The sequence below is a fragment of the Dyadobacter sp. UC 10 genome (assembly GCF_008369915.1).
Classification (GTDB): Bacteria; Bacteroidota; Bacteroidia; order Cytophagales; family Spirosomataceae; genus Dyadobacter.
The window spans coordinates 6,185,114-6,197,697 of sequence record NZ_VSRN01000001.1; the positions used below are offsets into that span (position 1 = coordinate 6,185,114).

Sequence of the window (12,584 nt, forward strand, 5' to 3'; positions counted from 1 at the left end):
CTACGTATCCGAATATATACGAATGAAAAAACTATCTCTTACGATCGCGCTGCTGGCTGTGCTGGCTGGCGGCTGCAACGACAAACTGAACCTCGAACCGATCGGCTCGGTTTCACAGGACGGATTTTATACCACCGCCGACGACGCGAATGCCGCTGTGGTGGCCTGCTACAATGCCATACTCGCCTACCATACCGGAGGAAGTACGAGCAATGTGACGGGAATGGATATGTGGGGAGATATTCAGAGCTCCGACGCCGAGCCGCACCCCGACGGCGTGGCCTGGAACCAGATCTACCAATATACCCTGCAACCCAACAACGGGGAATTGTCGAACCAATGGTTTCAGATCTACGAAGGCATTTACCGTTCCAACCAGGCGATGGAAAAGATCCCCGCTATTGAAATGGACGAAGCTTTGAAAGGAAGGCTCATTAAAGAAGCGTACTTCCTGCGCGGCTGGTGGATGCTGCGCCTCGCCAAAATGTACGGAGACGCACCCCTCGTGACGACCACGCTGGGTATCGACGACCTTCTCGTACCAAAATCAACACAGGCGGAGTTGTTTGCGCAGGTTGAAAAGGACCTGCTCGAAGCCTCTACCCTGCCTGATACTTACGACGATGCGAACCTCGGCCGCGCGACTTCATTCGCCGCCAAAACGGTTCTTGCGGAGCTTTATTTGTGGCAGAAAAAATGGGCGCAGGCCAGGCCGCTTCTCGAAACTGTGATCAAATCAGGCAAGTTCAGACTGCTGGATTCGTATTCCGCATTGTTCGACGGCTCGGTTGAAAACCATAGTGAGTCTATTTTTGAAATACAGTACAAGGCGAATACCGGTAAAAACCTGGGCAACTTCTCAACCACTTACAGTGCGCCAAACGGAGAAGGATATGTGCCCGGCGGCGGCTGGGGCTGGATCCGGCCTACCCAGGACCTGGTCAATGAATTTGAAAAAACACCAAAAGAAGATCCCCGGCTCACCTATTCCATCTTCCGCAAAGGCGACAATTTTGAAGGCCAGATATTCAAGGATGTCGTGAACGGGACCGGTTTTGCATTAAAAAAATGGGTGATCTCGGGAAAGACAGGTGCTGAAATCGAGCAGAATCACCCCTGGCACACCTCCGCGAATTTCGCATTGTACCGGTATGCCGAGGTACTGCTGATGTACGCCGAGGTACTAAACGAAACCGGAAGTCCGGCAGCGGCAGTACCCTATATTAACCAGGTGCGCGCACGGCCTTCGGTGAATATGCCGCCGCTGGCTACGAGCCTGAACAAGGCGCAGGTCTTCGAGGCGATCAGGCACGAGAGAAGGGTTGAGTTTACGTTCGAGGGAAAAATTGCATTCGATTTGCGTAGATGGGGTATTGCCGGGAGCTTTTTAAGATCAAAGGACCGCTGGCAGAACGATACGAAGATCAACCCGCAGTGGGGAGGTAATTTTTTCAAATATGTAGATGGAAAGCATGACTTTTTCCCGATACCGCAATCCGAAATAGATAAGTCAGGCGGCACATTGGTGCAGCATCCGAAGTGGTAGTATCAATTAAAATTTTTGAAAATGAGCTTATTAAAAAATAAAAGTTTGCTGCTGCAACTGGTGCTTGCCTGCATTTGCTGCAACGTATCCGGTCAGTCTGCCAAAAAAACGGTTTCCCTGTTTGACGGAAAAACCCTGACGGGCTGGAAAACCATAGAACCCGCCGAAATGAAGCTTTGGACAGCGGCGGACAGCTCGCTGAAAAGCGGCGACGGCAAAAACAAGATCGAAGCCAACAGGTACCTTTTCACGACCAAAGAATACGGCGACTTCGAATTCCGCTGCCTTTTCCGACTCACCGGAGACCCTAAAACGGGTATGATCAACAGCGGCATTCAATACAGATCGGTGATCGAGGGCGGTAAAATGGTCGGGTACCAGGCGGATATCGGCACCGGTTACTGGGGCGATATCTACGACGAGCACCGGCGCGGCAAGCTGATCGGCGGGGACCTGAAAACGCTAAGCCACGTTTTGAAAGAAAACGGCTGGAACACGTACATCATCCGCTGCAAAGGCAACCGGCACGAGCTATATATCAATGGTGTCAAAACCTGCGATTACACCGAGCAAGACCAGAAAATGCCCCAAAAGGGCGTGATAGCAGTACAAATACACAGCGGCGGCGTAGCCCAGGTCGAATTTAAAGACCTGGTGCTCACCGAGCTATGACAAAATCAGACCTAGTAACAGTAAATCCATTCATTTATGAGGCTTGAAAAAATCGCTGCGATATTCGTGGTCATGGTGGCGCTCGGTCTGCCCGACAGCAGCCAGGCGCAGAAAAGAGATAAAACGCAATCGGTAAGAACCAAAGTTAACACCCCCGAGCAGGAAATGGCCGGCTTCAAGCTTGCTCCCGGTTTTGTGATCGAGCTGGTTGCCAGCGAACGCGACAGCATCATCAACCCCGTCGACCTGACCTTCGATGACGCGGGACGGCTCTGGACTCAAACCGCCAGAATGTACCCGCTTGACCCTATTGCCGATATTCAGTGGAATGACCTGCTCCGGCTGATGGACAACCAGGAAGAACAGAAAACGCACCCCAATTTCAAGCGCATTCTCGACCTGTATCAGGGAAAAACAAAGGGTACCGACAAAATCATCGTCATTTCCGACCTCTATAAAAAGACACCCGCGAAGGCGACGATCTGGGCGGACGGACTGACAATACCAATGAGCATCCTGCCTTACAAATCGGGCGTTTATGTGGCCCAGGGTTCGGAAATGTTCTTTTTAAATGATGCAAATGGCGACGGAAAAGCCGACCAGCGCGACCCGCTGCTCACCGGGTTTGGTTTCACCGACACGCACACCATGGCGCATACGCTGGTACGCGGGCCCGGCGACTGGATCCATTTCAGTCACGGCGGGTTGAACAAAGGCGAGGTAACTTCGCTTAAAAGCGACGCGAAAGCGAAGATCGATTTCAGTAAGATCGCGCGGTTTTCACTGGATGGAAAAAAGGTAGAGCTGGTGAGTTCCGGGTTGAATAATATCTGGGGTTTTCAGTTGCGGCATAATGGTCAATGGTATGGTTCTGAGGCAAATGACCTCGGCTATTCCGTCGTGCAGCTGGAACCAGGCGTGGGTTTCCCGGGCATCGGCAATGACCGCCTGCGGCCTTACCAACCTTTTATGCCACCGCTGCATACTTTCAGAGTAGGTGGAACAGGGATCTCGGGCACCGCTTTTCCCGACGATGCTTCGGGTACTTTTCCGGCTGAATACAAGGATGTCGCCTTCTTGGCAAACCCTATTACCAGCTCGATCAATGCCGTGAAAATGGTCCGGAATGAAGATGGCACCGTCACTTCCAGCCACTTACCTGATCTGCTTACCTCGGAAGATGACTGGTTCAGGCCGGTGAATATGGAGTTCGGCCCTGATGGCTCCCTCTACATTGCCGACTGGTACAACAAAATCGTGTCGCACAACGAACTGCCGACCACCCACCCCGACCGCGACAAAACGCACGGAAGGATCTGGCGGATCAGGCACGTGAGTCAGCAACCGCGCGAGGTACCTGATTTTTACAAAATAAAAACCGGAGACCTGCCTGCCTACCTGAAATCGCCTTCACTCTGGGAAAAACGTGCAGCCTGGCACCAGATATCCGACCGGCCTGTAACCGAAACTTCCCAACTCGCACCGGAACTGATCGCTATTGCAGGAGACGAAACAGCTGATCCCGTTGCGCGCATTCATGCATTGTGGTCGCTGGAAGGTATTAAAAAGTACGATGCGGCGCTGATGACGAAACTTCTGCAAGCTTCTTCATCCGATCTCAGACGCGAGGCAATCCGCTCGCTGAACAGCTTTTCATTGCAACCAATGGAAATCGCTGCGCTGACTAAAAATCTGATCGAAGACAAAAATCCGGCGGTACGCTCGCAGGTGATCAGGACAATGACTGACGCTGGCAATGCGGATCAAAGTGTGATTGAAATCCTGGTTCAAGCTTGTAAGCCCGAACTTCCCGGCAATGCGATGGGCGGCAGTTACGAGCGGCGATTTGAAAGGTTTTTGGCGAGAAAAGCATTGGAGCAATCGCCCGCGGCATTGCAGCAATTCATTAATTCCCCCGCCGCGGCCAATGTGCCGGCGATCAATATGCTCTGGGCGGTACAGGCTTTGCCGGACGGACAGCGCGAAACCGCTTTCCTTCAATTCTGGCCAAAGGCAAATATGACGATACTAGATGAATCGACATTCGTAAGTATGGCGGCGATGCTCAAAAACGGCGAAATCAATGCAGCTATGAAGCAGCGCTCAGCCGACCCGGCGAATGCGAAAACGTATACGACATTTGCATTGCAAAACCAGTCGCAGGTACAATCGCCTGAACTGGCTGCGATACTGGCCGCGCCGGTGAAGACTTTGCTAGCCAGCAATACACAAACGGATAAAGACCTCGCACTGGACGCGATCGGCAGGTTCAGGATCGAACAATCGAGCGTAGCGGTGGCCGAAATGATCAGCGACCAGCTGCCTGACAATACTTTGCGGCTCGCCCTTAAAGCGATGGAAGTAAGCCCGAAGGAAAATCAGCCCGTATTTGCCAAGCTTGTTCAGGACAAAAAAATGAGCTTTGATGTACGTGCGGCCGCATTGAATAGTCTTTCCAAAACCGATCCCGCCGCGGGCAAACAGGCTTCGCTGAAATGGGTACCCCAACTGAACCAGACCGAAAAAGCAGAGCTGGCCTCTATCCTGTCTTCCTCCGGCCAGGGCGCAGAGCTGCTCGTTTCGATGCATGAAAAAAAACTGCTCGACCTGTCTGCATTCGATCTTCCAGCGGCCGAACGCATTTTAAATGCAAACAAAAACGACAAACGCAGCATCGCGATCATGGAAGGCGTGAAGAAACGCGACGAGGAAAAGAAGAAGGAATTTAAAGGCAAGCTCACCAGATACATGACCGTGGCGGAGAAGAACGGAGGAAATCCTGAGGCCGGAAAACTATTGTTTCAAACCTGCCTCGCCTGTCACCAGGTAGGCAGCAAAGGCCAGAATATCGCGCCTGCGCTAGATGGTTCTGCTAACCGGGAGAATGAGGCGTTGCTTACGGCGATTTTAGACCCTGATGCGGCTGTGGAGTCGGGATATGCGGTTTATCGGGTCAATAAAAAGGACGGTACCAGCGTGGAAGGCTACCTGGTGAACCGCGACAACCAGGGTACTACGCTTGCATTTATGGGCGGTGCCAGGGTTTTTGTGGAAGCTGCGGCAATCAAAAGCCAGAGTTTCCTCGGCGGACGATCATTTATGGTCAAAGGGCTGATCGACAGCTATTCCGACAAGCAGGTAGCCGATTTGCTTTCTTATATCAAAACATTAAAATAGAAATTATGGTCAGACATTTCGGGGTTTTTCGGTTCAAGGATTCGGTTACGGAGGAACAAATCGTACATTGTTTTAAAACCATGAAAGAAATGGTCGGGCAGATTCCCGGGCTGCTTGACATGGAACATGGACCTTACAGCAGTCCGGAGGGCATGAACGACGGTTTCACGCACGGTTTTATCATGACTTTCGACAGCCCGGCTTCGCGCGACGCCTACCTGCCCCACCCCGTGCATGAACACGCCAAAGACGTGGTTGTACCTAATCTGGAACGGGTAGTTGTGTTTGATTTCGAGGTTTAAATTCAATGCTTAAATATGTTTTCAAACGAAGAGTACATTCTGATCCTGGGATGTTTTGATACAAAAGGCGACGTTTTCACTTTCCTCCGCGAACGCATTATCGCGCAGCAGGAAAGGGTCATTACCATCAATACGGGCATATTCGGCACGACTGACGCATTCCCCGTGGATTTTGAAGCAGATGTAGTTACTGCCGAGGCGGCAAGTGACCTCGCCCAATTACGGGCAGCCCGCGACCGGGGAAAAGCGATGGATATCATGGGACAGGGAGCCGCTGCGATTGTGGCGAGGCTGGTTGAAGAAGGAAAAGTAAAGGCGGCGATCGGAATGGGCGGCGGCGGCGGGACTTACATTACCCTCGCAGCCATGCAGCAGATCCCTTTTGGTATCCCCAAACTTTGCCTCAGTACCGTGGCCTCCAAAGACCTTTCCCGGCAGATCGGCGACAAGGATATCACGCTGATGCCGTCGGTCGTGGATGTGGCGGGGACCAACCATATTCTGAAAAGACTGGTAGCACAGGCGGCCGCGGCAATTTGCGCGATGGCGAACGTACCTGAAACCGAAAACAGCGAAACCAAAGGCTGTGTTGCGATCAGTATGTTTGGTAATACGACCGCCTGCGTGGATAAATGCACGGAGCTGCTGACCAATGCAGGTTACGAAGTGCTCGCATTTCACGCGACGGGCGTAGGCGGCAAAACCATGGAGGCGCTGATCCGGGAAGGGAGCTTTGACGCCATATTGGATGTGACGACCACTGAGCTGGCCGATGACCTTTGCGGCGGCATTTGCAGCGCGGGACCTACCCGGCTTACTGCCGCTACCGAGATGGGTTTGCCGCAGGTAGTAGTGCCCGGCTGTCTGGATATGGTCAATTTTGCCCATTTAGACACGGTACCAGCTCAATATAAAGATCGCCAGCTTTACAGCTGGGCACCGGACGTAACGCTTATGCGCACCAATGTGGAAGAAAATAGGATACTGGGACAACGGCTGGCAGTTAAGGTAAGTGCATCGGAAGCACCGGCCTCCATTATTATCCCGCTGCGTGGCATTTCACAGGTCGACTCGGAGGGCGGTATATTTTACCAGCCGGAGGCGGATACAGCTTTATTTGATGCAATCAAATCCAGTGCTGCCGATCACGTAAAAGTGACCGAATATGACCTTCATATCAATGATCCTGCATTTGCAGCGCATTTGGTTAGTAACTTGCTGGGACTTTTACAGCAAAAGGAAATCGAAAAAATTTAGTATTCATACCAATACAATATGCCGAACCAATGGACCGGTAAGGGAAATCCTTACACAAAACAGGAAGTAAGAGACCGCCTGAAAAGTACGCTCGAACAGGGAAAAGCAATTATCGCAGCGGGCGCGGGAACGGGGATCAGCGCCAAATTCATCGAAAAAGGCGGCGCGGACCTGATTATCATTTACAACTCAGGGAGATTCAGAATGTCGGGCCACGGCTCTACCGCCGGGTTAATGGCTTATGGCGATGCCAATGCGGTTGCAATGGAGATCGGTGAATTTGAAGTACTGCCGGTGGTGGAAGAAATCCCGGTCATATGCGGTGTCCACGGCTCGGATCCGCGGCGCAGAATGTGGCACCATTTGCTGAAAGTAAAAGAAATGGGGTTCTCGGGCGTCAATAATTTTCCTACCCACTGCATTGTCGACGGGCATTTCCGTCAGGTTTTGGAAGAAACGGGAATGGGCTTTGCCAAAGAAGTGGAAATGGTCAGACTGGCGACAATGATGGACCTGTTCTCTATCGTGTATGTGGCTACGCCCGATGAAGCGCGGCAAATGGCGGAAGTCGGCGCGGACGCGATCGTGGCGCATGTGGGCACAACCGTCGGCGGCTCCATCGGTGTAACCGGCGCGGCGGTTTCCATGGATTACGCAGTAGAACGCACGCAGGCCATCGCCGATGCGGGCCGGGAAGTCAATCCGGACATTTTTTTCCTCGCCCACGGCGGACCGGTGAATACCCCGGACGACGTGCGCCAAATACTCAGCAGAACCGACGTTCACGGTTTTGTGGGTGCATCTTCCCTCGAAAGAATGGGAATCGAACAATCGCTCACGGACCTCACGCGTGATTTCAAAAGCATTACCCTGAAATAGGTACTGCTCGCCGGTTACGGCCAGATGGCACGACTTTTTGATATGCGAAGGCATCATTCAAAACGTAGTAGTGCATATATGGCTGTAATCGGCGAGCTTATCAAGAAAGCGATTGATTTTACCGGCAGGATCATCAGCGATCCCGATCCGATCGAAGCTCAGAAAAACGTACTCAAAAAACTGCTGGAAACGGCCAAACTTACCGCCTTCGGGAAGCATTACCATTTCTCCGAAATCCTCGAAAGCGAAGATATCATCTCCACATTTCAGCGAAGTGTCCCGGTTCACGACTACGATAAAATTTACGACGAATGGTGGCATTTCCTTCTTGAAGGACACCAGAATGTGACCTGGCCCGGCGGGCAGAACTACTTTGCGCTCAGCAGCGGCACCACAAGCAATAGTAAATACATTCCGGTAACCGACGAAATGCTGACTTGCATCCGTAAAGCGGGCATGTCGGAGATCGCCACGATCGGCGCGTTCAACCTGCCGGGTGAGTTTTTTACCAAACAAATACTCATGCTGGGCAGCAGTACCGACCTGATCCGGAAAGACGATCACCAGGAAGGCGAGATCAGCGGGATCAGCGCGAGCAACCTGCCCGCCTGGTTTGGTGGATTTTACAAGCCGGGGCCGGAAATCGCCGCAATTTCCGACTGGGACGAAAAGGTAAAAAGAATTGCGGAGGAAGCACGAAACTGGGATATTGGCTGCCTTTCGGGTATTCCGTCGTGGATCGAGTTGATGCTGAAAGAGATCATCAGTCACAATAAGCTGAACAACATACACGAAATCTGGCCCAATCTGATGGTGTACACGACCGGCGGCGTCGCATTTGAACCGTATCGGAAAAGTCTTGAAAAACTGTTTGCGCACCCGCTCATCTACATCGATACCTATCTTGCATCCGAAGGTTTCATCGCGATACAAAAACGGCCGGATACTTCTTCAATGGCGCTTTTTCCAGACAATGGGATCTTCTACGAATTTGTCCCGTTCAATGGCGACAATGTGGATGAGGATGGACTCGTCAAGCCTGGCGGGACTGTGCATTCGCTGGCTGAGGCAGAGGAAAATATCGAATATGTATTACTAATATCGACCGTTTCCGGGGCTTGGCGCTATATGATCGGCGATACCGTTACCATTACCGACAAGTTGCGGGCCGAGATTAAGATCACCGGCCGGACCAAGCATTATCTTAATGTAGTAGGCTCACAACTTTCTGTGAATCAAATGAATGACGGACTACGTGTGATTGAGCGGGAATATGATGTGGTGATTAAAGAGTTCATTGTGGCAGCTGTTCACCGCGGTGATGAATACATTCATAAATGGTTTTTGAGTTGTGATAAATGCCCGGATAAGGTGAAGGTAGCGGAGTCGCTGGACGCCACTCTATCCGAAAACAACAAAAATTACAAGGTAGCCAGGAGCCGCGCATTGAAAGGCGTGGAAGTGGAGCTGATACCGGAGGAAATATTTTACAAATGGAGTGAGGAGACAAAGAAAAAAGGTGGACAGGTAAAAATCCCGCGCGTGATGAAGGAAGAGGATTTCCTTGATTTTGCCTCATTTGTGGACAAAAACCTATGACGGGTTGCCGCGCTCTTCGGCTTCCAGTTTCCTTACCTGCTCTACAATATCATCAGGCGAGAGGTACAGGCGGGCAATCTTCTGTTTGTACTTTTCCGAAAGAGAAGCGTGGTCGAGAATAAAGTGTTTCGTTTTAAGGATATACCTTCCTAAACCGTGGTTGACCGCGAACGTATCAGCCACGCGCTCGGCTTGTTTTACGAATCTCGTCGAAAACAAATACCCTAACCCAAACCGGATCATTCCCATCGTGTTCCGGTTTTCATAATCCATCACGTGCCCGAGCTCATGCCCGATCCAGCCGACCATGATGTCCGGCGGAATCTGATGAATGGGGATCGCCGAGTTGGTAAGCTGGAATAGCGCACTGATATTGATGTGATAGGCACGTTTCCCGCCAAACATCGTACTGATCTTCGGCTGCGCCTGCATCACAGAGCCTTTGATTTTCTTTTTAAACAAGAAATGTATCTCCGTCTCCTTCAATTCGGGATAAAATGAAAGGGCTTTTAATACCTGCTCTTCAATGACCCGCGGGATCGTTTTACTGGTTTTGAAAGCTTCAAAATCTTCATTTTCCATCGGGACCAAACTTATAGTGCCCCGGAATATCCTGGAAAATAGGTAAGAAACCTAAAATGCTTTTTGAAAATTTAGTCCTGACCGCGTTTTAGCAAGGCCGGCTGCACTTGCTGTTGCTGGTAAACCGCAGGCGTAACGCCTTTGAATTTCTTGAAAGCTGTAAAAAAAGTGGATTTGGAATTGAAACCAACTTCATACCCAACCGATTCGAGGGTAAACCGGTAATCGGAAGAAAGAATGCGACAGGCTTCTTCGATCCGGAATTCGTTGATGTAGGTCGTAAAATTTTTGCCCAGTTCATCATTTAATAGCTGTGAAAGCTGGTGGGAAGAGATCTGGATTTCCTTCGACAAATCGCCCAGTTTCAGATCGGCGTTGGTATAAACCGCCTTTTCCCGCATTAACCTGTCCAACTTCGCAAGCCAGAGCTGTGCGTCCGATTCGCTCAGCCTTTTGGCTGCCGGCCGCGCGGCCGGTATCAGGAAAAGTTCGTCCGTCTTATTCCGGTACAGCAACATGGCCCCGATCAGGTAAAGTATCAGTGAAAAAGCGATCGCCCCGCTGATATATGGTGCGTAAGGTGCGTCGACCATCGAGGAAAAGTAGAGGAAAAATATCAGTAAATTAGCCAGGTAAATAACGGCGATCCAAAGCTCGGAAGCCTTCATTTGAGAGGTCCGTTCGACTAACTTTTTCAAAATATCCTTTGCTGCAAAGCCGGCTGCCACTATAAAAACAAACCACTGAAAATAGATACCCCGGATAATGTACATTTTCCAGAGCTTGGGGTATCCGGCGTAAGGCCAGCTGATGTCGACGAGCAATATGAGCATAAACAATGCAACAAGGCCCCGGGCCCAGCTGCGTGGAAACTTTTCGATTGGTTTTACCGCCGCAGAAACGAAACCATACAGGAACGGTCCGATAAAAAAACAGGCGGAAAGCCCGATCTGCAGATAGATCCTGGGCAGCTTACCGTCGAAATACAGGAAGGCGGATTTGCCTATACGCAGGCTCAATGCGAAAAACAGGGCTCCCAGCATGTAGTTGACAAGGTATTTTTTCCGGGTAAAAAAGAAAAAATAGAGGCCGAGCAGCAGACCGTTGAAAGCACCAAAAACACTGAAAAAGAATAAAAGCTCTTTACCTATATTCATGAACTGCACAACGATTTTTCAGACTAGATTTTCAGGCGGGAAAACAATGCAATATCGCGTTGTTCAATTATAAAACCGAAAATTTTATGACTGAAATGTCATCAATCCTCCCTGTTGATCCGCATAAGCATCTTAGCCAGGAATTTCTGCACGCTTTTTCCGTAAAACAGACTGGCACCGAGTACCAGCAACGTTGAGCCGATCAGGATCAGGTAACCCAGATAGTCACTGTCGAGCGCACGGTTAATGAACTGGCCAAGCAGCAGGATAATCGTAATCGCCATCGTTAAGGCGATCAGCGCCATGATTGCGTAATAGGTAACCGGTGACGCAACTCTGGCTGCAAATGCATTGAATTCGGCTTTGATCTGGTCAAGCTTATCGTCGACAAACCTGGTGAACATCGCGAACGGACTTTTTTTGACAGCTTTTTCGACCTTTTCAGCTGGTTCCGGGATTGCGCCCCCGCTGTGCGCAGTTTCCACCTCATGCCGCGAAATCAGCACCGCGTGCTCGTTGGGAGAAATGGCGACGCCATCGGATCTCGCATATACCTTTGTAAACTCGGCCCCGAAATACAGGATGATCGATGAGTAATAGATCCAGGTGAGGAGAATCACAATAGATGCGGAGGTTCCATAGGTTGCACCCAGGTCGGACTGACCGAGGTAGAAACTGATCGCGAACTTCCCGATAGCAAACAATATGGACGTAAACGAAGCGCCGACGAGGCATTCTTTCCAGCGTAAATGGCCGTCGGGCAGTATCTTGAAAATCACCGTAAAAAGTGCCGCAATGATTACCAGTACCAGACCTACATTTAAAATCGAAAATATTACGACCGAAACCTCCGAGAAATACCTTTCCAGCCTGTTACTGAGCAGATCCACCGCTGCATTTACACCCAGTGAAACGATCAGCAGGAACCCGAGCGTGAGAATAATGGAGAAGGACAACAGTCTGTTTTTCAGATATTGCAGCCAGCTCCGCTGCGGTTTCGACTTGATAGACCAGATATAATTGATTGAATCCTGTATTTCCGCAAAAACCCCCGTGGCACCGATGAGCAGCGTAATCCCTCCGACCGCCGCAGCTACATTTGATTTATCTGTGATCGCCGCATTTTTGATCAGCTCCTGGACCTGCTCCGCAGCCTGGTTTCCCACCAGTCCGCTGATCTGTGCAAACAATTCACCCTGAAAAGCCTCCCGGCCGAAAAAAATGCTGACAATCGAAATGATCAGCAGCAGCATGGGAGCCAGTGAAAATATGGTATAGTAAGAAAGCGCCGCGGCCAGTTTGAGCACGTTATCCTCAGCGAATTCTGAAAAACTTTCCTTTAATAGAGAGAGTATAAATTTGATCCGTTGCATAATGAAGTGTTAGGTCGATGGAATTATCCAAGCCCTCTCT

Annotated in this window: 10 protein-coding genes; 7 read left to right on the forward strand and 3 right to left on the reverse strand. The window is 50.6% G+C overall.

The window, feature by feature from the left end; genetic code table 11:
* Positions 1-22: 22 nt before the first annotated feature.
* The 7 genes from FXO21_RS25620 (at position 23) to FXO21_RS25650 (ending at position 9,432) form a co-directional block, all read left to right on the forward strand.
* Positions 23-1,546, forward strand: a complete 1,524-nt coding sequence (locus FXO21_RS25620) for a RagB/SusD family nutrient uptake outer membrane protein (protein ID WP_149642754.1) — start codon at positions 23-25, stop codon at positions 1,544-1,546.
* 21 nt (positions 1,547-1,567) lie between these two features.
* Positions 1,568-2,218, forward strand: coding sequence for a 3-keto-disaccharide hydrolase (locus FXO21_RS25625; protein WP_149642755.1), 651 nt, complete (start codon positions 1,568-1,570; stop codon positions 2,216-2,218).
* A gap of 36 nt (positions 2,219-2,254) precedes the next feature.
* The gene (locus FXO21_RS25630; protein ID WP_149642756.1) at positions 2,255-5,395 is read left to right on the forward strand and encodes a DUF7133 domain-containing protein; all 3,141 of its coding nucleotides are present in this window, start codon (positions 2,255-2,257) and stop codon (positions 5,393-5,395) included.
* A 5-nt stretch (positions 5,396-5,400) separates the two neighbouring features.
* Positions 5,401-5,697, forward strand: coding sequence for a Dabb family protein (locus FXO21_RS25635; RefSeq protein WP_149642757.1), 297 nt, complete (start codon positions 5,401-5,403; stop codon positions 5,695-5,697).
* 15 nt (positions 5,698-5,712) lie between these two features.
* Positions 5,713-6,954: a Tm-1-like ATP-binding domain-containing protein gene (locus FXO21_RS25640; protein WP_149642758.1), complete on the forward strand. Its 1,242-nt coding sequence runs from the start codon at positions 5,713-5,715 to the stop codon at positions 6,952-6,954.
* Positions 6,955-6,972: 18 nt separating this feature from the next.
* The gene (locus FXO21_RS25645) at positions 6,973-7,833 is read left to right on the forward strand and encodes a phosphoenolpyruvate hydrolase family protein (protein WP_149642759.1); all 861 of its coding nucleotides are present in this window, start codon (positions 6,973-6,975) and stop codon (positions 7,831-7,833) included.
* Between the two features lie 78 nt (positions 7,834-7,911).
* Positions 7,912-9,432: a GH3 family domain-containing protein gene (locus FXO21_RS25650; protein ID WP_149642760.1), complete on the forward strand. Its 1,521-nt coding sequence runs from the start codon at positions 7,912-7,914 to the stop codon at positions 9,430-9,432.
* Here the strand turns inward: FXO21_RS25650 and FXO21_RS25655 are convergent.
* The 3 genes from FXO21_RS25655 to FXO21_RS25665 all read right to left on the reverse strand — a co-directional run bounded on the left by FXO21_RS25655 (position 9,427) and on the right by FXO21_RS25665 (position 12,544).
* Positions 9,427-10,014, reverse strand: coding sequence for a hypothetical protein (locus FXO21_RS25655; RefSeq protein ID WP_149642761.1), 588 nt, complete (start codon positions 10,012-10,014; stop codon positions 9,427-9,429). The two genes, FXO21_RS25650 and FXO21_RS25655, sit on opposite strands and share 6 nt — an antisense overlap.
* Before the next feature lie 71 nt (positions 10,015-10,085).
* Positions 10,086-11,171, reverse strand: coding sequence for a helix-turn-helix domain-containing protein (locus FXO21_RS25660; protein WP_149642762.1), 1,086 nt, complete (start codon positions 11,169-11,171; stop codon positions 10,086-10,088).
* A 101-nt stretch (positions 11,172-11,272) separates the two neighbouring features.
* Positions 11,273-12,544: a YihY/virulence factor BrkB family protein gene (locus FXO21_RS25665; protein ID WP_149642763.1), complete on the reverse strand. Its 1,272-nt coding sequence runs from the start codon at positions 12,542-12,544 to the stop codon at positions 11,273-11,275.
* Positions 12,545-12,584: the final 40 nt, after the last annotated feature.

Bases quoted from the DNA above. Each gene is read 5' to 3' on its own strand.
- FXO21_RS25660 (WP_149642762.1), bottom strand. From the start codon at position 11,171: ATGAATATAGGTAAAGAGCTTTTATTCTTTTTCAGTGTTTTTGGTGCT.
- FXO21_RS25640 (WP_149642758.1), top strand. From the start codon at position 5,713: ATGTTTTCAAACGAAGAGTACATTCTGATCCTGGGATGTTTTGATACA.
- FXO21_RS25645 (WP_149642759.1), top strand. From the start codon at position 6,973: ATGCCGAACCAATGGACCGGTAAGGGAAATCCTTACACAAAACAGGAA.
- FXO21_RS25665 (WP_149642763.1), bottom strand. From the start codon at position 12,544: ATGCAACGGATCAAATTTATACTCTCTCTATTAAAGGAAAGTTTTTCA.
- FXO21_RS25650 (WP_149642760.1), top strand. From the start codon at position 7,912: ATGGCTGTAATCGGCGAGCTTATCAAGAAAGCGATTGATTTTACCGGC.
- FXO21_RS25620 (WP_149642754.1), top strand. From the start codon at position 23: ATGAAAAAACTATCTCTTACGATCGCGCTGCTGGCTGTGCTGGCTGGC.
- FXO21_RS25625 (WP_149642755.1), top strand. From the start codon at position 1,568: ATGAGCTTATTAAAAAATAAAAGTTTGCTGCTGCAACTGGTGCTTGCC.
- FXO21_RS25655 (WP_149642761.1), bottom strand. From the start codon at position 10,014: ATGGAAAATGAAGATTTTGAAGCTTTCAAAACCAGTAAAACGATCCCG.
- FXO21_RS25635 (WP_149642757.1), top strand. From the start codon at position 5,401: ATGGTCAGACATTTCGGGGTTTTTCGGTTCAAGGATTCGGTTACGGAG.
- FXO21_RS25630 (WP_149642756.1), top strand. From the start codon at position 2,255: ATGAGGCTTGAAAAAATCGCTGCGATATTCGTGGTCATGGTGGCGCTC.